At 64.7% G+C, this 22,725-nt stretch carries 19 protein-coding genes; 6 read left to right on the forward strand and 13 right to left on the reverse strand.

The annotated features are described in order from the left end of the window. Nucleotides 1-2: 2 nt before the first annotated feature. The 4 genes from H4O11_RS18060 to aceB form a co-directional block, all read right to left on the reverse strand. Nucleotides 3-2,471, reverse strand: a complete 2,469-nt coding sequence (locus tag H4O11_RS18060) for a putative peptide modification system cyclase (RefSeq protein ID WP_182341950.1) — start codon at nt 2,469-2,471, stop codon at nt 3-5. Between the two features lie 12 nt (nt 2,472-2,483). Further along, the gene (locus tag H4O11_RS18065) at nt 2,484-3,527 is read right to left on the reverse strand and encodes a GGDEF domain-containing protein (RefSeq protein WP_182341953.1); all 1,044 of its coding nucleotides are present in this window, start codon (nt 3,525-3,527) and stop codon (nt 2,484-2,486) included. A 150-nt stretch (nt 3,528-3,677) separates the two neighbouring features. Next, on the reverse strand, nt 3,678-4,970 hold the full coding sequence (aceA, locus tag H4O11_RS18070; RefSeq protein ID WP_182341956.1) for an isocitrate lyase: 1,293 nt from the start codon (nt 4,968-4,970) through the stop codon (nt 3,678-3,680). A gap of 55 nt (nt 4,971-5,025) precedes the next feature. After that, complete coding sequence (gene aceB / locus H4O11_RS18075) at nt 5,026-6,663, reverse strand: malate synthase A (protein WP_182341959.1); 1,638 nt, start codon at nt 6,661-6,663, stop codon at nt 5,026-5,028. Between the two features lie 110 nt (nt 6,664-6,773). On the opposite strand from aceB, the gene H4O11_RS18080 reads away from it, so the two are divergent. Together H4O11_RS18080 and H4O11_RS18085 are read left to right on the forward strand one after the other, a co-directional pair. Beyond that, complete coding sequence (locus H4O11_RS18080; RefSeq protein ID WP_182341962.1) at nt 6,774-7,739, forward strand: LysR family transcriptional regulator; 966 nt, start codon at nt 6,774-6,776, stop codon at nt 7,737-7,739. Between the two features lie 370 nt (nt 7,740-8,109). Further along, entirely contained in the window at nt 8,110-8,499 is a 390-nt protein-coding gene (locus tag H4O11_RS18085) for a hypothetical protein (RefSeq protein ID WP_182341965.1), read from the forward strand. 165 nt (nt 8,500-8,664) lie between these two features. Here H4O11_RS18085 and H4O11_RS18090 read toward each other — a convergent pair whose 3' ends face one another. The 3 genes from H4O11_RS18090 to H4O11_RS18100 form a co-directional block, all read right to left on the reverse strand. After that, on the reverse strand, nt 8,665-9,021 hold the full coding sequence (locus H4O11_RS18090) for a DUF6984 family protein (RefSeq protein ID WP_182341968.1): 357 nt from the start codon (nt 9,019-9,021) through the stop codon (nt 8,665-8,667). A gap of 457 nt (nt 9,022-9,478) precedes the next feature. Then, nucleotides 9,479-9,838 carry a DUF6188 family protein gene (locus tag H4O11_RS18095; protein ID WP_182341971.1) on the reverse strand — a complete coding sequence of 120 codons (360 nt, stop codon included), beginning with the start codon at nt 9,836-9,838 and terminating at the stop codon, nt 9,479-9,481. Between the two features lie 3 nt (nt 9,839-9,841). Further along, nucleotides 9,842-10,342, reverse strand: coding sequence for a hypothetical protein (locus H4O11_RS18100; RefSeq protein ID WP_182341974.1), 501 nt, complete (start codon nt 10,340-10,342; stop codon nt 9,842-9,844). A gap of 79 nt (nt 10,343-10,421) precedes the next feature. Here H4O11_RS18100 and H4O11_RS18105 point away from each other — a divergent pair, with 79 nt between their 5' ends. After that, nucleotides 10,422-11,333 (forward strand): LysR family transcriptional regulator, encoded by a 912-nt coding sequence (locus H4O11_RS18105; protein ID WP_182341977.1) that lies wholly within the window; start codon nt 10,422-10,424, stop codon nt 11,331-11,333. A 347-nt stretch (nt 11,334-11,680) separates the two neighbouring features. Here the strand turns inward: H4O11_RS18105 and H4O11_RS18110 are convergent, their stop codons facing one another. The 5 genes from H4O11_RS18110 to arfB all read right to left on the reverse strand — a co-directional run bounded on the left by H4O11_RS18110 (nt 11,681) and on the right by arfB (nt 17,320). Next, the gene (locus tag H4O11_RS18110) at nt 11,681-12,952 is read right to left on the reverse strand and encodes an MFS transporter (protein WP_182341980.1); all 1,272 of its coding nucleotides are present in this window, start codon (nt 12,950-12,952) and stop codon (nt 11,681-11,683) included. Nucleotides 12,953-13,138: 186 nt separating this feature from the next. Continuing rightward, nucleotides 13,139-13,765: a signal peptidase I gene (gene lepB, locus H4O11_RS18115; RefSeq protein ID WP_182341983.1), complete on the reverse strand. Its 627-nt coding sequence runs from the start codon at nt 13,763-13,765 to the stop codon at nt 13,139-13,141. Nucleotides 13,766-14,011: 246 nt separating this feature from the next. Further along, the gene (gene dcp, locus H4O11_RS18120) at nt 14,012-16,168 is read right to left on the reverse strand and encodes a peptidyl-dipeptidase Dcp (RefSeq protein ID WP_182341986.1); all 2,157 of its coding nucleotides are present in this window, start codon (nt 16,166-16,168) and stop codon (nt 14,012-14,014) included. 114 nt (nt 16,169-16,282) lie between these two features. After that, nucleotides 16,283-16,885 (reverse strand): lysophospholipid acyltransferase family protein, encoded by a 603-nt coding sequence (locus H4O11_RS18125; RefSeq protein WP_425506089.1) that lies wholly within the window; start codon nt 16,883-16,885, stop codon nt 16,283-16,285. Between the two features lie 3 nt (nt 16,886-16,888). Continuing rightward, nucleotides 16,889-17,320 carry an alternative ribosome rescue aminoacyl-tRNA hydrolase ArfB gene (arfB, locus tag H4O11_RS18130; protein WP_182341989.1) on the reverse strand — a complete coding sequence of 144 codons (432 nt, stop codon included), beginning with the start codon at nt 17,318-17,320 and terminating at the stop codon, nt 16,889-16,891. 135 nt (nt 17,321-17,455) lie between these two features. On the opposite strand from arfB, the gene H4O11_RS18135 reads away from it, so the two are divergent. Beyond that, nucleotides 17,456-17,977 carry a DUF2059 domain-containing protein gene (locus tag H4O11_RS18135; RefSeq protein WP_425506090.1) on the forward strand — a complete coding sequence of 174 codons (522 nt, stop codon included), beginning with the start codon at nt 17,456-17,458 and terminating at the stop codon, nt 17,975-17,977. Nucleotides 17,978-18,094: 117 nt separating this feature from the next. Here H4O11_RS18135 and H4O11_RS18140 read toward each other — a convergent pair whose 3' ends face one another. Continuing rightward, nucleotides 18,095-20,947 carry a M16 family metallopeptidase gene (locus H4O11_RS18140; protein WP_182341995.1) on the reverse strand — a complete coding sequence of 951 codons (2,853 nt, stop codon included), beginning with the start codon at nt 20,945-20,947 and terminating at the stop codon, nt 18,095-18,097. Nucleotides 20,948-21,335: 388 nt separating this feature from the next. On the opposite strand from H4O11_RS18140, the gene H4O11_RS18145 reads away from it, so the two are divergent. Beyond that, on the forward strand, nt 21,336-21,812 hold the full coding sequence (locus H4O11_RS18145; RefSeq protein WP_182341998.1) for an XAC0231 family protein: 477 nt from the start codon (nt 21,336-21,338) through the stop codon (nt 21,810-21,812). Nucleotides 21,813-21,934: 122 nt separating this feature from the next. Further along, entirely contained in the window at nt 21,935-22,414 is a 480-nt protein-coding gene (locus H4O11_RS18150; protein WP_182342001.1) for a tRNA (cytidine(34)-2'-O)-methyltransferase, read from the forward strand. The last annotated feature ends 311 nt before the right edge of the window (nt 22,415-22,725 follow it).

Below are 22,725 nucleotides of genomic sequence, written 5' to 3' on the forward strand. Positions count from 1 at the left end.
CGTCATTGCCGAAGGCGATGCACGTCGCCCAGGTTCAGCGCCATCAATGCATATGTACCCGGGTTCTCCACGTAGGCGAGCCCGGTGTGCTCTGCCACCCAGTGTCGCTGGCCTTCGGCCAGCTCAGGTTGGCCACTGTCCAGGTACATGTCGTGCAAGGATACGTGTGCCTGGAATAGTTCGCGGCCATCCATTCCAGCACGCAATCGCTCAATGGCTTCGTGCTGGTGTCCGTCGCGGAACAGGCTCACCGCGCGGACCAGCTCCACCATCTGAAGTGCACGAGGATCGGCCAGTGCCTGGCCTAGCTCGGCATAGCGATCAATCCATTCTTCAGCGACGTGGTCATACCCTGCGCGTTGAGCCAGATAAAGTCCGGCCGTCCCCATGAATGCCCACTCGGCACGGTCTGCCCCATCAGCCTGCTGGGCATCGCTGTACATCGACTGCAGTGCTTGCCGGAAGACCACAACGGATGGGGGATCGGAAGAGAGAACATCCAGTGTCAACCCTTGGACACGGAAAACGTTGCATACATGGCCTTTCATCCGGCAACGTCGGGTTGCCTCTACCAAGGCAATGCGTGCCTGCCCTGGCGAGCCTTCGTCCAATGCCACCGCTATGCGCTGTATCCAGGCAGGCAGGCTATCTGCCGGAATCGAATCCAGCATCCTGTTGGCTGCCCCATAGTCACCCGTGGTTGCGAGAGCGGAAGCCAGTTCGCGATTGGGTGGTGCCTTCCCTGCATTCAGGACCGTGCGGTAATCGATGATTGCAGCCTCAACTTTCTGCTGTGCGAATCTAGCTCTCGCCCGCATTTGCAGCGCGAGTGAACGCAGGGGATTCTGCGGCACCACCGCACGGCCTGCTTCCTGCTCCGACGCCGCGTACTCGCCCAGACTGAAAAGCGCATTCGCCCGGTTCGCGTGCGCCGCATGATAGTCGGGATAGAGATCGCCCAGCAGCTTCCACTTGATGGCGCTCTCGGCAACACCTTTTCCCTGCAGTTCGGCAGACCAGGCGTCCAGATACAAGCGATCACGCGGAGGAAGCCGGTTGCTCAGCCCTTCGGCGCGCGCAAGTAGTTCGCGCGCCCGGAGATTATCGCCGGAGGCGAAAAGAACGCGCATCTGGGCCAGATATGCGGACGCGAAGCCTGGATCGAATCGCGCCGCCTGTTCAAAAAATCCAAGTGCGTCCGCGTAGTGGAGTTCGCCGTAGGCCTTCATGCCCGTCGCGTACGCATGTAGCGCGTCCAGGCTGCCAGTAGCCACCTGCGGTAACGGGGATGACGCGCGGCCAATGCTCTGGACAGTCTCACCCAAGCGCGTTCGCATGGATGCCACGACGCGATCAGTTGAAGCAAGCGCCGATTCGAGCCCCAGCCCATCGGCATGTTCGGCGTAGACCGTTCGCCCACTTACCGGGTCCAGGACCTCGACCGAAATTCGGAGCTTCCCGTGAACCTCAACGGCTGAGGGCATGATGACGGCTTTTGCCCCGTCGCGGATCGCAACTTCATTAGCCGAAGCTCGATCCAGTAGTTCTCCTGGATCCCGCTGCATGTTGCGCAGGGTTTCCCTGATTTTCATTTCACTGAGCACATTTACGTACTGGGACTGCTCAAGACTGATTCGGAATGCCTGCTGCAACGCATCTCCTAGAAGTGGATCCCCGGTCTTGTTATGGAGCGAACCAAGTACTACCCAATCCCTTTCGACAAACGCGATCGCTGGCGCCGGCCGGGTCATGAGCCACACCCCCACCACCAGCGTCACCGCGAACGTCGCCTCCGCCACCATCGTCATCGGTCGCCGCCACGGCGGGATATCACGCATCGCCTTCGGCGTGGCACGCGGGCGACCGACTGGCGGCACCGTCGGCGACACCACCCCGAACACTTCCATCGGCTGCGCCACGCCCTTGAAACGCCAACGCCCGAACGATTTCCACTTCAGCCCGTTGCCAACCTCGCCCATGCCATCGGCGGCGCGCCGCACCATCGATTCGGCAGTGGCCGAGAGCAGGATCTGTCCCGGCCGCGCCAGCTGCATCAGGCGTGCGGCCATCGGCTTGGCCAGCCCTTCCACTTCCACTGCCTTGGATCCCAACGCGACGGCTTCAGCGCTGTTCTTCCACAGGATCACCTCGCCCACGTGCAGGCCGGCGCGGGCGAGCAGCGGCACGTTGTTGCCCTGGCCCAGCTGGCGCAGGCCCTGCTGGTAATCCAGTGCGAACCCCAGCGCATCGACCGGGCGTTCGAACAACAGGAACAGGCCATCGGAGCGGTCGATCTGCTGCCCACGCCAGCGCTGCTGCATGGCCAGCACCAGGCGGTCATGCTGCTGGAACAGTTCGGCGGCGGCGGCATCGCCGATACGCTCGACCAGCGTCGTCGAATCGCACAGGTCCGTGAACAGCAACGCCCGCATCTGCGGGACGTGGGGGGACGAATCCGTGTCACCGCGCATGCTCGCCTCCGCCTAGTGGATTTCGGTTACATCATGCGGCCAGCACAAGCGATCGCCGCCACCGCGCTTGGCCTGGTACAGCGCGCGGTCCGCATTGGCATACCACTCACTCCAGTCCGCGTCGGCCTGCAGCAGGCTGGCCCCGATGCTCAGGTGGCAGACCTGCGGCATGCCATGGCTGCGCTCGAGCAACCCGTGCACTGCGCTGAGCACGAACTCGGCGGCGTGCTGGACGATGGCTGCGTTGGCCCGGCGCAGCAACAGGCAGAACTCATCCCCCCCCAGGCGGCAGGCGAGGTCGTCAGCGCCCGCCATCGAACGCAGGATGTTGGCCACGCTCTGCAGCACGCGGTCGCCGGCCAGGTGGCCGAACTGGTCGTTGACCTGCTTGAAGCGGTCGCAGTCGATCAGCAGCAGCCCCTGCGCCGGACCATCCTCCTGCGCGCGGCATTCCTGCAGGTACAGCGCCAGGCCGCGACGGTTGTGCAGGCCGGTCAGTTCATCAGTGCGCACCAGTTCGCGTGTATGGCTGAGCTGGTGGGTAGTGACATACAGGTTGTCCAGCGCCGCTTCCAGGTCATGGTTGCGACGACGCAGCTGGCCGATCAGCATCTGCTCGTTGCTGACCACGCGCATGATGGAACGGCGCAGGAAGTACGCCACCAGTACGGGTTCGGCCTCTACCAGCCGGTGGAAGTCCGCGTGGCCCAGTTCCAGCACCTCGGTATCCTGGCCAGCGTGCGCGTCGGCACTGCGCAGGTGGTCGCCGATCAGCAACCCCAGCTCACCGAAGAATTCGTTTATGCCCAGCCGCTTGATGACCAGGTCTTCGCCGAAATCCAGCTCGACGTGGCCGCTGGTGATGACGAACATGCTGCTGCCACGGTCCCCGCGGCGAAACAGGCAATCGCCCTGCTGCAGGTTGCGCCGCTGGGCGAATCCGGAGAACAGTCCGATCTCATCGGGGCTCAACAGGGCATGCACGATCCCAGCCATCGCCGTAGTGGCGATGCCTGCCGGTTCGCACCCATCAGCGGCCGCGCCCCTGCCGATCATTCCCCTGCCCCGCTGACCAGATCATGCCTTCTCAGGGGCGGAGCATAGCACCGCCCTAAACTGTGCGTCGCGTCTCATTTTTTGTCGATCGAGGCGGCCGGGGCCAGATCCCTTTCCCGCCTGCAGAAGGGATCTGGCCCCTGTCCGGCTTCAGGCAGCGCGGCCGGCGCTGAACTGCTCCTCTTCGGTGGATCCGGTCAGCGCGGTGGTCGACGACTGGCCCTGCTGGATGGCCTGGGTCACCGCGTCGAAATACCCGGTGCCGACCTCGCGCTGGTGCTTGACCGCGGTGAACCCGCGGTCCGCAGCGGCGAACTCTGCCTCCTGCAGTTCCACGAAGGCGCTCATCTGGCGGCGCGCGTACCCGTGCGCCAGGTTGAACATCGAGTAGTTCAGGGCATGGAAACCGGCCAGGGTGATGAACTGGAACTTGTAGCCGTAGCGGGCGATCTCCTTCTGGAACCTGGCGATGGTGGCGTCGTCCAGGTTCTTCTTCCAGTTGAAGCTGGGCGAGCAGTTGTAGGCCAGCAGCTTGCCCGGGAACTTCGCGTGGATCGCCTCGGCGAATTTCCGGGCGAACTCCAGGTCCGGCTTGCCGGTTTCGCACCAGATCAGGTCGGCATAGGGCGCATAGGCCAGGCCGCGGCTGATCGCCTGGTCCAGGCCATTGCGGGTGCGATAGAAGCCTTCCGGGGTGCGCTCGCCCGTGGCGAACGACTGGTCGTTCGGGTCGATGTCGCTGGTCAGCAGGTCCGCCGCTTCGGCGTCGGTGCGCGCCACCAGCAGGGTCGGCACGCCCATCACGTCGGCGGCCAGCCGCGCAGCGTTCAGCTTCTCCACCGCCTCGCGGGTAGGCACCAGCACCTTGCCGCCCATGTGGCCACACTTCTTCACCGATGCCAGCTGGTCTTCGAAATGCACGCCGGCGGCACCGGCCTCGATCATCGCCTTCATCAGCTCGAAGGCGTTGAGTACGCCGCCGAAACCCGCCTCGGCGTCGGCCACGATGGGCTGCAGGAAGTCGATTTCATCCTTGCCTTCGGCATGGTGCAGCTGGTCGGCGCGCAGCAGGGTGTTGTTGATGCGCTTGACCACCGCCGGCACCGAATCGGCAGGGTACAGCGACTGGTCCGGGTACATCTGGCCGGCCAGGTTGGCGTCGGCGGCCACCTGCCAGCCCGACAGGTAGATCGCATTCAAGCCCGCCTTCACCTGCTGCATGGCCTGGTTGCCGGTCAGCGCCCCCAGCGCGTTGACGAACTCTTTTTCCCGCAGGTAGCCCCACAGCTTCTCCGCACCCAGCTTGGCCAGCGAATGCTCCACGTGCACGGTGCCGCGCAGGCGCACCACGTCGGCGGCGGTGTAATTGCGTTCGATACCCTGCCAGCGGGGGTTGGTGTCCCAGTCGTGCTGGATCTGTTCGGCAGTGGGCAGCTTGCTCATGTCTATCTCCAGTTCGTGGTGCTACAGCGGGAAAAGAAACGGTTCGGTGCAGGCGTCAGTCGATGCGTGCGTACGCCGGCAGGGTCAGGAAGTCATCCAGCTCATCGGCGCGGCTCAGTTCGGCCAGCAGCGCGATGGCTTCCTCCACGCGGCCACCGCCCGGCAACGCCGCGCGGTCGCCCAGGCGGGCCGGCAGCTGCGCCAGGGTGTGGTCCAGCAGCGCAGCGTCGATGGCGGTGCCGTCGTCCAGCTGCTGGCCCGGCGTATGCAGCCACTGCCACAGCTGGCTGCGGCTGATCTCGGCAGTAGCGGCGTCTTCCATCAGGTTGTGGATCGGCACGCAGCCATTGCCGTCCAGCCACGCCGCCAGGTAGCGCACGCACACTTCCACGTTGCCTTCGAAACCGCCGCGGGTGATCGAACCCGGCGGCCGCTCGATCAGCTGGTCGCGGTCCACGCGCACGTCCTGGCGCAGCACGTGCTGCTGGTTCGGGCCGGGCATGTGTTCGTCGAAGATCGCCATCGCCACCGGGATCAGCGCCGGGTGTGCGACCCAGGTGCCATCGTGGCCGGCGCTCACTTCGCGCAGCTTGTCCGCACGTACCCGCGCCATCGCCTGCTCGTTGGCAGCAGCATCGTGGCCGATCGGGATCTGCGCGGCCATGCCGCCCATCGCATGCGCACCACGGCGGTGGCAGGTCTGGATCAGCAGCTCCGAATAGGCCTTCAGGAACGGCTGGGTCATGGTCACCTGGCCGCGCTCGGGCAGCACCTTGTCCGCATGGCGGCGGAAGGTTTTCAGGTACGAGAAGATGTAATCCCAGCGCCCGCAGTTCAGGCCGACGATGCGGTCGCGCAGCGCATGCAGGATCTCGTCCATTTCGAACACGGCCGGCAGCGTTTCGATCAGCACGGTGACCTTGATCTGCCCGTGCGGCAGGCCGAGCATGCCCTCGATGTGCGACAGCGCGGTCTCCCACAGCGCAGCTTCTTCCATGCTCTGCAGCTTGGGCAGGTAGAAGTACGGGCCGCGGTCCCTGGCCTGCAGTGCGCGGGCATTGTGGAAAGCGAACACCGCCGCGTCGAACAGGCCGCCGGCCAGGCGCTGGCCATCCACCAGCACGTGCTTCTCGTCCAGGTGCCAACCGCGCGGACGCACGATCAGTACCGCCTGCTCCTCGAACGGGCGCAGCGCATAGTGCTTGCCCGGCTTGCCGTTGCTGGCCGGTGCGGTGAACTGCAGGTCACCGCGCACCGCCGCCCGCAGCGCCTGCTGGCCGGCCAACAAATTGCGCCAGGTGGGTGCGGTGGCATCCTCGAAGTCAGCCATGAACACCTTGGCACCCGAGTTCAGCGCATTGATGACCATCTTCGGGTCGGTCGGCCCGGTGATCTCCACCCGGCGGTCCTGCAGCGCGGCCGGCACCGGGGCCACCTTCCAGTCATCGGCGCGGATCGGCGCGGTGTCGGTGCGGAAGTCCGGCAGGCCGCCCTGGTCGAAGAAAGCCTGGCGCTGCACGCGCGCCTTCAGCCGGGCCTGGCGACCGGGTTCCACCGCCCGGTGCAGCGACACCAGCAGGGCCAGCAGCGGTGCCGGCAACAGCGTGGATTGGCCGGCCAACTGGGTGGTCAGGGAAATTCCAGGGGTGGGCTTGGCGGACGGCGACGGAATGGCAGAAGCAACGGCGGACATCGGGGACACTCCAGCATCGAGGGACGCCCCTACCGTGCTTCTCCAGCCATGTATTTGACAAAGCAGTTATTGCAATGCGTTGAATAAGATGTGCTTATACTCGTTACATCATGCCCACACGCCCAACGCCAAGTCCCCGTTTTTCCTACAAATCCGACCGGCTGAAGCCGCTGCGCGCATTCTGCCAGACGGTCCGGCTGGGCTCTGTCTCACGGGCCGCTGAGGCACTTTTCGTCAGCCAACCGGCCATCAGCCAGCAATTGCAGGCGCTGGAACGGGAGCTGGGCGTGGTGTTGTTCGAGCGCAGCGGGCGCCGCCTGGTGCCCAGCCGCGAGGGCCAGCTGCTGTTCGAAATGGCCCAGTCGCTGGTGGAAGACCTGGACGGGCTGGAGGCGCGCTTCCGCGACAAGGTGCGGGGACTGGACGCGGGCGAACTGAACATCGCCGCCAACAGTTCCACCATCCTGTACCTGCTGCCGCGCATCGTGGAGCGCTTCCGACAGGTCCATCCGGACGTGCGCCTGACCCTGCACAACGCCATCAGCGCCGACGGCACCGACCTGCTGCGCGAGGACGCCGCCGACCTGGCGGTGGGATCGATGACCGACGTGCCGGCCGACCTGACCTATGCGCCGGCCTACCGCTTCGAGCAGATGCTGATCACCCCGCACGACCACCCGTTGGCGCATGGCCCGCTTGGCCTGGAAGCGATCTCGCAGCACCCGTTGGTGTTGCCGCCGAAACGGCAGATCACCTACCGGCTGGTGGACCAGGTATTCCAGCGCCACCGGCTGCCGTACACCGTCGCGCTGGAAGTGGGCGGCTGGGAAGTGATCAAACAGTACGTGGCGATGGGCATGGGCATTTCCATCGTGCCGGCGCTGTGCCTGAACGACGCCGACCCGGGCAAGCTGGTGGCCCGTTCGATGCGCGAATGGTTCCCGGAGCGCAGCTACGGCGTGATCGTGCGGCGTGGCAAGGTGCTGTCGGCGCAGGCGCGGGCCTTCGTGGAAATGATCCAGCCAGAACTGTTCTCACCGCGCGAGTACGACCAGAGCGGGCACTCGGAACGCTGACGCGCCACCGCACCTGGTGGATGACGAGCGTTGCTCATCACGCGCTTCACGCCGTCTGCCGTATCCCACCCACGTCCGAACAAAACACAGATTTCCTCATGGACCACCGGCGTGCAGCCTGCGCACGATGATGTCGCTGGCACACACATGCGTCAGCCGGGATTGGCATCCTGATTGCTTACAGTGGGATAGCTCTGTTGTCGCCCCTTGGGCACGGCGGAGAATGCATTGCCTTGCCGGTCATACGGCGGGCGATGCGTGGGGATTCCCAATCCGCCGGTTTTTCCGCTGTAAGCACCGGTATGCCAACCCGCATCGTCCGCCACCCTGTGCCCGGCACGGGTGGCTCACCCTGCCACGAGGTTGAGCCATGTCCCACTATTCCATGAGCAGGCCACGCCTGCACTCGCTGATCGGCGATGCGATGTACGACCTTCCCCGCGATTTCGCCATGAAGCTTGAGCGGATGCTGGAAATTTACGGAATGCCCCTGCCCTCGGCAGAGGACACGGTGCATCTGGCACTGGAACGGATGAAGCTGGAACAGGCGACCCTGCCTTCCATCCACCGCGATGCCGTAACGTCTGCGTTGCGCATGCTGGTGGGCCTGGGCGCAACGCTGGAAATCCTGCAGCGCGCGCAGAAGAACCTCATCGAAGGCGCTGATACATGGCTGGGAAGCCCGCATCTGGCCGACGGGCTGCTGCTGGCCAGCCAGGGGCTGGCGCTGTCGGCCGAGCGTGTGCTGCGAGGTGGGTGAGCGAGCTGCAGGTGGACCCGCATATGCCGGGGCAAATCGGTATCACATCTCATTTCGCGGCATAGCCACGACACTCTTCCTTATACGGTTCCCCCGTCGCCTCTTCGTCGGATGGATGCGGCCATACGTCGAAAGGATTCGCTCTCGCTCTGATCTGGCCCATGGTTACGGCACCTTCAATCCATGAACCAGAGGCTGAAAATTAGTCTTCCAGACATCAAGCTCAAATGGAAAGTCATCCTCATCCAGATTCAATGTCACGATCACGCCCACCCCGTCGTCATCAACAAAACAGACTTCCGCTGCTTGCCTCCCCATTCGCCTTTCCCTCTTCATCAAAGGCAGGAAGCGCAAGCTTCCCATTCCACCATCGTCGAGCGGAATTACCTGCACTCGATCCAACCAGCCAGTCGGCAAATTCAACTGCCCCGCCTTATCAATCAACACAGTTACAAGCCCTTTTTCTTCAGGATCAAGAAAGCGTCTACATTCATGATCATGGAGTCGTGATTCGTCCGACATTGACAGTCCCGTCCTGAAGCCTATATGCGGTGCAGGTTACATCTCTTCCACTCACCGTAATAGTCTGATTCAACGGACTTCCGTCCTGAAGTTTTGATGCAGTTGATCGGAGATCCGATATAACCGGTTTTTGCACTGCTTCACGATTGAAGTCAGCTGCTTCGACATGCCTGAACGCATCCGATAGCTGGTTATCATTCCTACCAAACCCTACCTCTACCCCATCATTCCTGGCCGACGCGCAGGACGCCGGCGGCGCGTGGCTACGACAACACGGCGGCGACAGCCTCGATGCGTTCACCGCTCGCGCCATGCAGGCCTCGCGGCGCATGGCATGAGATCACGATTACCACCATCGCATGAGCCAACGCGGGTTCTGAGCGAACGCCACACCTTGTGCGTCATGGGCGGTCAGTAAGTCAACCTGACAACGCCGCTACGCTGGTACTACGACGCATCAAACGATGATGTCCATGCTTTTCGAGGTCAGCCTGTAGGACTCGTACTGACCTACATCGCCTCTCAAATGAAGTGATGCCCCCCTGTTGAAGCAAATAACCATATTGCCACTCACCCGCTTAAATTCGGCTGATTCCACCTCATCACCAATAACACTCATAAGCGAAGAAGCCGCGACGGGAAAAGAACTGACACTCTCAATAAACCCATCCGAGCCGTGCAATTCATATCCACTCTCTATCTGAAGAGTCAGCTCGCCAGAGAAATACAGGCTCACTTGATATTCGGCGTAGCAAATACTCTCGATGGTTCTGCCCACGAGAATGGAGGAATCAAAATCTTTAGGTAATGGATGCATATATCAAGTCTCTGGCGGCTTAGGAGGCAACAGGACATGGGTCTCATGCTGCGGGCCAGGCTTCATCGTTGAGGGGTTAATTCCTTGATGTCCACCTTGTGGCATCGGCTTTTCCAGCCTCCAATACCCATTAGGGTACTGCTGAGTCGGGGGCATAACGCGAACCCTCATTCCCTCTGGAACATTTTGAGGGGGATTCAACTTCACCGGCAAGGCGTTGGTGCCGGGAATGTCGATGTCGATCTGTTCGAAGGCAACGCTCTGGTCGAATATATTGACCGCATCGCCAAACAGGTCCGACGTCAGCGCGCCCACCTGTTCGGCCGTGCGCAGGCGCTTGTCATATTCCTGATAAGGCTGCATCGCTTGGCCGCTGGCCACCCCGATGCCGCTGCCAGCCAGCACGTGACCAATGCCACGCGCCCAAATCCCCTGGCCGCGACATGGCGGCCCGACATCCTGTCCAGCATCCTTGCTATCCCCTGTTGATGGCTGGCCGAACATTCACCATATGTCCATCCCAGTCAAGTGGACTGCGGGACTAGATCCTTCCTTATGCACCGTCCTTCCCTACAATCCATCCATGTCCGTCGAGCTCCGCCATCTCCGTTACTTCCTCGCCGTAGCTGACACGCTGCACTTCGGCCAGGCCGCCGAGCGGCTGGGCATGTCGCAACCGCCGCTCAGCCAGCAGATCCGCCAGCTCGAATACCTGATTGGCGCGCAGTTGTTCGTGCGCAGCCACCGTCGCGTGCAGCTCACCGAGGCCGGCGCGCTGCTGCAGCAGAAGGCGCGCGCGATCCTGCAACAGGTGGATGTGACGGTGGACGAAGTGCAGCGCGTACAGCGCGGGGAAATTGGCGAGCTGCACATCGGGCTGACCCGCGCCACGCCGCTGGTGCCGCAGATTCCACGGGCGATTTTCGGTTACCGCGAACGCTTCCCGCAGGTACGGCTGCAGCTGCGCGAGATGAATACCCTGCAGCAGATCGATGCGTTGCTGGAGAACGCGCTGGACGTGGGCATCATCCGCAAGCGCGTGCTGCCGCCAGAGCTGGTGGCGCATAGCCTGTTCACCGATCCGCTTGCACTGGTGCTGCATCGCGATCACCCCGCGCTGCGCGGACGCGATCCTGCGACTACCGTGCTGGCGCTGAAACAGTTCGCGCATGGGCCCTTCGTGGGGTTCCACCGCAGCGTCGGTGCAGGCATCCACGACCAGATGATTGCGTTGTGTGCAGCGGCGGGGTTTACCCCGCGCATCGTGCAGGAAGCCGGCGAGGCGTCGACCCTGATCAGCCTGGCAGCGGCCGGGCTGGGCGCGGCCATCCTGCCCTCGTCGTGTAGCCACATACAGATCGAGGGCGCATGCTTCGTCGCGCTGGCTGACCGTGGCGCGCATTCCGAAGTGCAACTGGCATGGCGACGGGAAGGCGTGACGCCGTTGATCCGGAACTTCACTGCGTTGCTGCAGGCGGAATTTGCTCGGCCTTGAACATCGATGGCGGCCGCTGGCGCGAGCATTTGTAGCGCCGGGCCATGCCCGGCGGATGTACCGGTGCCGCTGCGCTCGCCGAGCATGGCTCGGCGCTACTGAGATTCCCAGCATGGCTCGGCGCCGCTGATGATGGCAGCCGCCGGCGCGAGCACTGGTAGCGCCGGGCCATGCCCGGCGGATGTACCGGTGCCGCTGCGCTCGCCGAGCATGGCTCGGCGCTACTGAGATTCCCAGCATGGCTCGGCGCCGCTGATGATGGCAGCCGCCGGCGCGAGCACTGGTAGCGCCGGGCCATGCCCGGCGGATGTGCCGGTGCCGCTGCGCTCGCCGAGCATGGCTCGGCGCTACTGAGATTCCGGGCGTGGCTCGGCGCTACGCCACAGGCTCCAGGCGATGCCGGCGCCGACCAGCGTCAACATGCCGGTGAAAAGGCATACGCCCAGCCAGTCCCATGCGGTGTAGGCAAGGCCACCGATGGCACCCAGCACGCTGGAGCCCAGGTAGTACGCGAACAGATAGAGCGCGGAGGCTTCGGCGCGAATCGATCCGGCACGGCTGCCGACCCAACTGCTGGCCACCGAATGCCCACCGAAGAAGCCGAACGTCACCAGCGCGATGCCGATCGCCATCGTCCACAGCCACGGCATCGCCAACAACACGATGCCTGCCACGATCAGCGCGTAACAGATCGACAGCACGCGACCACGGCCATGGCGGATCGCCTGCTGGCCCATCCATGCGGAGCTGAAGGTGCCCACCAGATACACGCTGAAGATCAGCCCGACCACGGTCTGGCTGAGCCGGTACGGGGGTGCCAGCAGGTGGTAGCCGAGATAGTTGTAAAGGGTGACGAACACGCCCATCAGCAGGAAGGCGGTGGCGAACAGCCACGGCAGGCCAGGATCTGCGAACAACTGGCGCCAGCGCGAAGGCAGTTGGCGCAGGCCGCCGCGACGGCTCTGGAAATGACGCGACGGTGGCAGCTGTATCCATAGCAGCAGGGTGCTAGCGACGGCGATGATCGATACCACACCGATGCCCCAGCGCCACCCCCAATGGTCGGCGACGATGCCGGCGATCAACCGCCCGCTCATGCCACCCACTGCGTTGCCGCCGATGTACAGGCCCATCGCCAGGCCCATCGCGCGGCTGTCCATTTCCTCTACCAGATAGGTCATGGCCACCGCAGGCACACCGCTCAAGGCAATGCCCAGCAGCGCGCGCAGCACCAACAGGGTGGTCCAGTCGCTGACCAGCGCACTGGCGGCTGACAGCACGGTGGATGCCAGCAGCGCGGTAATCATCACGTTGCGGCGACCGACGCGGTCGGAGACCAATCCGGCCAGCAGCATCATCACCGCCAGCAGGCCGGTGCTGAGCGACAGCGCCAACGCGCTGTTGGCGGCGGACACGCCGAAGTGGCGGCTGAATTCCGGCAGCAGCGGCTGCACCGTATACAGCAGCCCGAAGGTGGAGAAACCGGCCAGGAACAAGGCCACGGCGGTGCGTCGGAATGCCGGGGTGCCCTGTTCGATATGGGTTGCTGGTGCTGCGGCTGGCGCTGCCTGGCCGGAGGGAATGCGGCGCTCGATGGCGGCCGCGGTATCGCCGTTCATGGGATCGTTGCGGCCGTGGGGGTGGCCGGGGGTGTGGGGACGGGGCTAGGTTAGACCCGGTTATCAAGTCGATCCATAACCTGTTGGCTACGGATTGATATGTTCTGCGACCTGGTTGAAATGGGTCTGTGACGGGCATGGCCCGTCACTACCGGATATGGCCCGCCATACCGGGCATCGCCGGGGTTACAGGCGCAACCACTCGAAGCCGGCGCCGCGGCGGTAGTAGATGGCGACGGCCCTGCCGTACACCTTGTCGGCATCGACGAAGCCGAAGAAGCGGCCGTCGAAGCTGTTGCCGCGGTGGTCACCCATCACCAGCAGCTTGCCGGCCGGGACGACCACGCCGTCCACGTCCGGGCCGCCGCCCATGTCCAGGTCCAGCCGGGCGGTGCGGGTACCGAACTGCTCGGCGGCGGCGGCGTCATCGAGCTGCAGCGGTTGGCCATTGATGCTCAGGTGGCCCGCATGCACGTCCACGCGGTCACCGGCCACGGCCACCACGCGCTTGATCAGGCGGGTGCCGTCGGCGGGGGAATCGAACACCGCCACTTCGCCACGCTGTGGTGCACCGACATCCAGCAGCGCGTGCTGGGTGAACGGCAGGCGCAGGCCATAGGCGCGCATGTCCACCACCACCCGGTCACCTGGCTCCAGCGTCGGCTGCATGGAGCCGCTGGGCACCACGTAGTGGTTGGCCAGGGTGTCACGGGCGGCAGCGAGCAGGCCAAGCATCACCAGCAACGGCAGCGCTTCCTTCTTCAGCCAATGCAGGGCACGTTGGGATAAAGGCGGGCGGGCGGTGGCTTCCATGGCGATGCTCGGGGACAGGATTGGACTGCTTGGACAAGTGGGGTAGCCCGACAGTTCCGTGGCCGGACGGCCATGTTGGGGTTACGCCATGGGCCACCGGTGTGCCGCGGCGCTTGGCGAATGCCGCTGCGCTCGCCGAGCATGGCTCGGCGCTACAGGCGTTACGGGCATACAGGCGATACGGGCGCTGCGGCTCGGCGATGCCGGAAAGCAGAACGGCGGGGTTTCCCCCGCCGTCCGGTTACATCACTTCAGGCCGCGGAACTCCAGCAGCGGTTCCACCGACGGGTCCTTGCCGCGGAAATCGCGGTAGAGCTGGCTCAGCTCCACGCTGTTGCCGCGCGACAGCACCTTGTCGCGGAACTCCTGGCCGTTGGCAGCGGTCAGGCCGCCATGTTCGGTGAACCACGCGAACGCATCATGGTCCAGCACCTCGGCCCAGAAGTAGGCGTAATAACCGGCCGAATAGCCACCGCCCCAGATGTGGTCGAAGTAGCTGCTGCGGTAACGCGGCGGCACCTGCGCCAGGTCGACGTTGAACTTCTTCAGCGCGGCGGCTTCGAAGGTATCCACGTCCTGCAGCGGCGCATCAGCCTTCTGCGTGTGCCAGGCCAGGTCGAGCAGTGCGGCCGACAGGTACTCGGTGGTCGCATAGCCCTGGTTGAAGCTGCGTGCCTTCAGGATCTTGTCGACCAGCGCCTGCGGCATCGGCTCGCCGGTCTTGTAGTTCTTCGCGTAGTTGGCGAACACCTTCGGGTCCAGCGCCCAGTGTTCGTTGAACTGCGAGGGGAACTCGACGAAATCACGCGAGGTGGAGGTACCGGCGATCGACGGGTACTTCACGTTGGAGAACATGCCGTGCAGCGCATGGCCGAACTCATGGAACATGGTGGTGACGTCGTCGAAGCTCAGCAGCGCGGGCTGGCCGGCCGCCGGCTTGGTGAAGTTGGCGACGTTGTAGACCACCGGCTTGGCACCGGTCAGCCCGTCCTGTTCGACGAACACGTCCATCCACGCGCCACCGGACTTGCTGTCACGCTTGAAGTAGTCGGTGTAGAACAGGGCCAGCGAGGTGCCATCCTTGTCGAACACTTCGTACACCTTCATGTCCGGGTTGTAGGTCGGAATGTCGGTGCGCGGCTTGAAGGTGATGCCATACAGCTGCGTGGCCGCGTAGAAGACGCCGTTCTGCAGCACGTTGTCCATTTCGAAGTACGGCTTGATCTGCGATTCGTCCAGGTCGTACTTCGCCTTGCGCACCTGTTCGGCGTAGAAATCCCAATCCGATGCGGCCAGCTTGAAGCCGCCCTTCTGTGCATCGATGACCTTCTGGATCTCGCCTGCCTCGGCGCGCGCCTTGGCAGTGGCAGCCGGCACCGTGTCGGTCAGCAGCTTCAGCGCAGCAGCCGGGGTCTTGGCCATCTGGTCGCCGAGGTTGTAGTCGGCATAGGTAGCAAAGCCGAGCAGCTTGGCCTTCTGCGCACGCAGCTGGGCCAGGCGCTGGATGGTCTGCCGGGTGTCGTTGGCATCGCCGCGCTGGGCACGGGTTTCCGACGCCTCCAGCACTGCGGCGCGCTGTTCGCGGTCGCTCAGCGAGCCCAGCACCGGCTGCTGGGTGGTGTTCTGCAGCGGCAGCAGGAACTTGCCTTCCAGCTTGCGCGCGCTCGCATCGGCGGCCGCGGTGGCAATGGCATCGTCGCCCAGGCCGGCCAGCTTGGCCTTGTCATCCACCACCACGGCGGCAGCGGCGGTGGCTGCAACCAGGCGGGTGTGGAACTGCGTGGACAGCGTGGTTTCTTCCACGTTGAGCTTGCGCAGGCTGGCCTTGTCGGCGTCGGACAGCTGCGCGCCGGAACGTACCAGGCCGTCGTAGTAGTGTTCCACCAGGCGCTTCTGCACCGGATCCAGGTCCAGCGTTTCGCGCTGGTCATACAGCGACTTCACCCGTGCGAACAGCTTCGGATCGAGGTTGATCTCGTCCTGGTGCGCGGCCAGCTTCGGCGCCACTTCTTCCTGGACCTGCTGCCGTGCATCGTTGGTATCGGCCTGCACCAGCCCGAAGAAGATGCGCGACACACGGTTCAACGTTTCGCCGCTGCGCTCCATCGCCACGATGGTGTTGTCGAAGGTGGCCGGCTCGCCGCTGTCGGCGATGGCGCGCACTTCGGCCAGATGCTGGCGCATGCCTTCGTTGAAGGCCGGCAGGTAATCGCTGTCCTGGATCCTGTCGAACGGCGGCGCCTGGTACGGCAGCGTGCTGGCACTCAGCAGCGGATTGGTGGACGCATCGGCCGGCTGCTGCGCCGGCGCATTCTGGGCTTCGGACACGGGGGTAGGCTCCTTGCCGGAACAGGCAGCCAGCGCCAAGCTGATGGCGGCGGCCAGGATGACGGTACGCGACATGCAAAAGACTCCTGGTGGGGCGACCAGGAGCGGTCGCCAGCCTTCCAGACTACTCCCACGCCGCCGTGCCGGCATGTGCCGGAACTGGCGCATGGGCTGGCGGCCTGTGGCCGCTCAGACGGTGCCGCGGGTCTTGCCTACCCACGGGCGATACCACTCACGGATCGCCGCCATGTCCGCCGCGTCATCGCCACTGGGCTGGAACAGCGGGCCGAAACCGACCGTCTTGTCCGGGTAATGGAAATACGCCGCCAGCACCGGCACGTCGGCCATCCGCGCGATCTTCAGGAAACCGGCCTTCCAGTGCGTCACCGCCTTGCGCGTCCCTTCCGGGGTGATCGCGTACCACATCTTTTCCGAGCGGCGGATCAGCCCGACCGCCTGTTCCACCGTGCCCTGCGGCGAACTGCGATCCAGCGGGATCACCCCCAGCCGGCGCAGCAACGGCCCCAGCGGCCACCAGAACAACGAGGCCTTGCCCAGCACGCGCACCTGCAGGCCCAACGCGATCTTCACCGCCATGCCCCAGTAGCCATCCCAGTTGGACGAATGCGGGGCGATGATCATCACCAGCTTGGGTACGTCGGGGATGGTGCCCACTACCTTCCAGCCCCCCAGGCGCAGTGCGCCACGCGCCAGCCAGCGCATGAAGGCGTTCGGTTTGACCTGCGGCATGTTCGGCGGCACAAGCGGCAGCGGTGGCGAGGGTTGGTTCAAGGCTTACTCCCAGTTGCGGGTGGTGCGGCCGCGCTTGATCTGCGCGCGTCCTTTCTTGGCGTCCAGGCGACGCAGGGTCGACCCGTAGGTTGGTTTGGTGGCCTTGCGTGGCTTGGGCACGCTCAGCCCGGCACGGATGAACTCGGCCAGCCGCTCGCGCGCGTCCTCGCGATTGCGGTCCTGGGTGCGGAAACGCTGCGCGTCGATGACCAGCACGCCATCGCCGGTCACGCGCCGGTCGCGGCGCGCCAGCAGGCGTGCGCGCAACGGCTCGGACAACGACGGTGAACCGGCCACGTCGAAACGCAGCTCCACCGCCGTCGATACCTTGTTGACGTTTTGGCCCCCGGCACCACTGGCACGCACGAAACGCTCGACGATTTCATCGTCGGGAATCGAAAGCTGTGCAGAGATGTCGACCGGTCCAGTACCCATGGGCGCATTGTAGCGGCAGGCGATGACGGTTGGCTGTCGCCATCGCGGGTCGTTCCACCGCGATCAGGCCTCCAACACGACGCCTTCGCCAGCTTGGCGGGTATGCTGGGACCATCATTCATACAGGACGTCCGCATGATCCACCTTTCCCGCCACCTGCGCCGCGCCACCCTGCTGCTGGCGCTTGCCTTTGTTTCCCTGCCCGCGCTGGCCGCGCCACCCACCGATGGCGACATCAACCGGCTGCTGTCGGCGTCACGCGCGCAGTCCATGCTGGACGCCATGCTGCCGCAGATCGAGGCGATGCAGCAGCAGCAGTTCGACCAGATCACGCAGCAGCGCCAGTTGGACCCGCAGAAGCAGGAACAGTTGAAGCGCATCCAGGCACGCACTGCCGAGACCCTGCGCCAGGCACTGTCGTGGCAGCAGCTGCGCCCGATGTACGTGGACCTGTACAAACAGACCTTCAGCAAGGAAGACGTGCTGGCGATGGCCGAATTCTACGAGAGCAGCGCCGGGCAGAGCCTGCTCGACAAGACCCCGGCGTTGATGCAGAACGTGATGGTGGCGATCCAGTCGCGCATGCAGCCGCTGTTCGCGGACCTGCAGAAGGACCTGGAAACGATCGTCAACGAACCGGCGCCGGCGGCGAAGTAAACCCTGCCGCAGCGCACGCCGGGCATCGCCCGGCGCCACGGGCGCATCACGCGCGTATGCGAAGGATCTCGCGTGGATCGGGCAGGTGCCGGCCAGTAGACGGCACCTGCCAACGGATCACTTCGCCTTCGGTACCGGCTTGCCGTCGGCGTCGATGATGCTCACCTCACCCAGGTCCAACGCGCGTACCGCCGCTTCGGTCTGCTTCAGGTCACCCACCACCACCCAGGTCAGCGCCTCCGGCTTGATCGCCCCGGCCGCCTGCTGCACCTGCGCCGGGGTCATGGTTTCGATCTCGGCCTTGCGCTGGAACACGTAGTCGTCCGGGCGCTGGAACTGCACCAGGCTGCCGATGGTGCCCAGCACCGAACTGGCCGTCTCATAGGCACCCGGCAGGCTCAGCGTCTGGATGTTGCGGATGCGTGCCACCTCGGCGGCGCTGGCCGGCTTGCTACCGTTGGCGAACTCGAGGATTTCCTTGCGCATTTCCGCCAGTGCCGGGCCGGTCTTGTCGATCTGCACCGGTGCCATCGCCATCCACGGCCGCTGGCCGACGGTGCTGCTGGCACTGCTGCGTGCCCCATAGGACCAGTGCTTGTCTTCGCGCAGGTTCATGTTCAGCCGCGAGGTGAAATCACCGCCCAGCACGCCGTTGGCGATGTCGAAGCGGATCGACTCCGGATCCACCGACGATGGCACCACCTGGCCGGCAAACAGGTTGGCCTGCACCGCACCCGGCTGGTCGATCAGGAACACCCGCGGTGCGCTGGGCAGCGCCACGTCGACGGCTGCCTTGACCTTCGGCGCCGGGCCCTCGCTCTTCCAGTCGCCCAGCTGGCGTTCCAGCAGCGGCACGATTTCCTTCAACGTGGTGTCCCCCACCACGATCAGCGTGCCCTCTTCCGGGCGCAACCAGTCGCGGTGGAAGTCCACCAGCTCGTCGCGGGTCAGGCTGGCGATGGCCGCCTCGTCGCCGCTGCCGGTGAACGGAATCGCATAGGGATGGCCCTTGCCATACAGCAACGGCGGCAACACGCGCATCGCAGATGCAGTCGGGTTGGCTTTTTCCTGCGCGATGCCGGCGATCCAGCTGCCCTTGACCCGGTCGATCTCCGACTGGTCGAAGCGCGGCTGGCGCAGCAGCGTGGCATACAGGCCAAGCGACGGTGCCAGGTTCTCCTTCAGCGCGGACAGGTCAACCGTGCTGAAGTCCAGCCCGGCCGATGCGCCCAGGTCTGCGCCCAGCGCGTCGGCCGCATCGGCAAAGGCCAATGAGCCCAGGTCGCCGGCGCCTTCGGTCATCAGGCTCATGGCGAAGTTGGCGGTGCCCGGCTTGCGGTCCTGGTCGGCACTGAAGCCACCCGGGAACTGGTAACTGAACTGCACCACCGGAATTTCATGGCGCTCGGCCAGGATCACCCGGGTGCCGTTCTTCAACGTGGCACGTTGCAGCTCCGGGAATTTCAACTCCGGGAACTGATTGGTCTGCGGCACGCCCGTGCTGCGGTCCACCTGTGCCGGCAGCGTGCTGTACTTGCTGTCCACGGCAGGCAGCTCGAAGGGCTTCGGGCTCTGCGAGGCTTCTTCCTCCAGCGCCACGCGCTCGCCAGGTTCCACCACCAGGGTGTGGCTGCCCTTGGCCAACCACTTGCCACCCACCGTGCGCAGGTCGGCGGCGCTGCTCTGGTCGATGTTCTTCAGCGATTCGCGGAAGCACCCCGGGTCGCCGGTGTACACGGTGCATTCGGCCAGGGCGTCGGCCTTGCCACCAAAGCCACCGATGCGTTCGATGCCACGGATGAAGCCGGCGCGGAATGCGGTCTTGGCACGTGCCAGCTCGTCAGCGCTGGGGCCTTCGGCGACCAGGCGTTCGATTTCCTCATCGATGATCGCTTCCACCTTGGCCGGGTCCACGCCCTGCTTCACCGTGGCCATCACCATGAAATTGGAGCCCAGCTGCGAGGTGAAAGCACCGGCGCTGACGTTGTCCACCAGCTTCTCTTCATGCTCCAGGCGCTTGCCCAGGCGTGAGGATTTCGCGCCGCCCAGCACCTGCGCGAGCAGCTGCAGCTGGTCGACGTCGCGCGTCCCGACCTCGGCCACGTTCCATGCACGGTAGATGCGCACCTGCGGCACCTTGTCGGTCATCACTTCGCGGGTGTCGGCCGGACGCGCGGCTACGTCCACTGTCGGCTGGGCCATGCTCGGGCCGGCCGGAATGTTGCCGAAGTATCTGGCCACTTTGTCCTTGGCGGTGGCCAGGTCGATATCGCCGGCCAGCACCAGCACGGCATTGTTCGGCCCGTACCAGGTACGGAACCAGGTTTTCACGTCATCCAGCGATGCCGCGTTGAGATCGTTCATCGAGCCGATGACGCTGTGGTGGTACGGGTGGCCCTTCGGGTACAGCGCGCGGTTGAGCTGGGTCCAGACCTGGCCATACGGCTGGTTCTCGCCCTGGCGCTTTTCGTTCTGCACCACGCCGCGCTGCTCGTCCAGCGCAGCCTGGTCGATCGCGCCGAGCAGGTGGCCCATGCGGTCGGACTCCATCCACAACGCCATGTCCAACGCGGTGGTGGGCACGTTCTCGAAGTAGTTGGTGCGGTCGGTGTTGGTGGTGCCGTTCTGGCCGGTGGCGCCGACCTGCTTGAAGGGTTCGAAGTATTCGCCGTCGTGGTTCTCGCTGCTCTGGAACATCAGGTGTTCGAACAGGTGCGCAAAACCGGTGCGGCCAGCGGGCTCGTCCTTGCTGCCCACGTGATACCAGACATTGACCGCGACGATGGGCGCCTTGCGATCGGTATGCACGACCACGCGCAGGCCATTGGGCAGGGTGAACTGCTCGAACGGAATGTCCACCTTGGCGACGGCAGCCGGCTTGGCCAGCAACGGCGCGGGCGCCAGGCCACCGAGGGCGGCAGTCAGTGCCACGGCAAGCAGCGCAGCGCGCGGACGCAGATTGGTGGTCATTCCTGATCCTTGGTCATCTAAATGAAGGCCGATCCTAGCGCGAGCGCGGTCACACCCGCACCGGCCAACGGTCACAAGGGGAAGTGATTCCGACGCAATCCGGCGCATCAGCCGCCCTTGTCGGCCACAGCGCGGCCTGTCCGTTACCAGCCGGGCGGACACCTGTCCGGACATCGGACACCCGGACGGATATGTAAACAATTGAAAATTAATGAGAAAAAGTTGGCACGTGGCTTGCGTTGTCCTTAGTGCGACACAGGACGAACCAGATCGAAACTGACCATTAGCTGAACAATAGAAAGAAAATCGAAATTGTTCTTGCAAGCCCAGATTCGGTGTACTACCTTACTACCACACCACTGATCACCAACACTAAACAGGCCCCGCCATGAACACCAAGACCTTTGCCATCGCCATCGCCGCCCTGATCGCCGGTACCGCAGCTGTCTCGTCGGTGCAGGCTTCCCCTTCCATCAAGACCTTGGACACGGTGCAGGTTCGTCCTGACGCCGACCAGCTGGCCCAGCAGACCTGGGAACGCGCCAGCAGCATCCCGACCCTGGCAGCGGTGCAGGTCCGTCCCAGCGCCGAGCAGATCGCCGACCGTGATGGCATCACCATCGCCATGCCGGCCGCCGCGTCGATCACCACCCTCGCAGCGGTCGAAGTGCGTCCGAGCCTGGAGCAGAAAGTGGCCCTGGCCGCGGAACTGCAGGCCGAGCACTACACCGTCGCGCTGACCAACGCCGCTACGGCCTTCGCCAACAACGTCATCATCAACCTGCCGGTCGTCCAGGTGCGTCCGAGCCAGGCCGATCTGCAGGCGCTGGCCATGGAAACCGCCGCTGTGCTGATCCGCCCGTGAGTCATTGCCGCATGCCACGGTCCGCCATCCACCCGACGACACAGGCCTGAAGGCCGGGCTGCTTTCAACAGGAAGGGCCCGGCCAGCCGCGATCTACCCGCGCCGCGCATTACACTGCGCCAATGAGCCAGGTCCCTACGTTCCACGTCGTATTGTTCCAACCTGAAATACCGCCCAACACGGGCAATGTCATCCGCCTCTGCGCCAACACCGGCGCGCAACTGCACCTGGTCGAGCCCTTGGGCTTCGCACTGGACGACAAGCAGCTCAAGCGCGCCGGCCTGGACTACCACGAGTATTCCCGCCTGCAGGTCCATCCGGACCTGGACACCGCATTGGCCCGCATCGCTCCCCGGCGCCTGTTCGCGCTGAGCACCCGCGCCAGCGTCCGCTACGACAGCGTTTCCTTCGAAGATGGCGATGCCTTCCTGTTTGGCCCGGAAAGCCGCGGCCTGCCGCAGGACGTGCTGGATGCCCTGCCCGACGGCCAGCGCCTGCGCCTGCCGATGCGCCCGGACAACCGCAGTCTCAACCTGTCCAACACGGTGGCGGTGGTGATGTACGAGGCGTGGCGGCAGCACGGGTTTGCCGGCGGGGTGTAGGCGGGTCGAACGGGTGGAACCCCCTCGCGGCGGGTGGGCTTTCGAGCTGCATCTGGGGGTTGGCCGGGCGGGTGGGGTATGCGGGGCACGCGCAAGTACGTCCTTGTAGCTCTTCGCGGCTCCTGCCGCTCAAGGCCCCGCATACCCCCCCCGCCCGGCCCCCGGACAGTTTCCGGTGGCCGCCAGCCGCGTTAAAAAAATGGTAGAGCGGGGCCATGCCCCGCTGCCGTTGGTGCGATGCCGGAAACAAGAGCCGCCGGGCATGGCCCGGCGCTACCCGACGCTGCATGCACCTGTCGAAGGTGGGCCTG

The sequence above is a fragment of the Stenotrophomonas tumulicola genome (assembly GCF_014117215.1).
GTDB classification, from domain to species: Bacteria; Pseudomonadota; Gammaproteobacteria; order Xanthomonadales; family Xanthomonadaceae; genus Stenotrophomonas; species Stenotrophomonas tumulicola.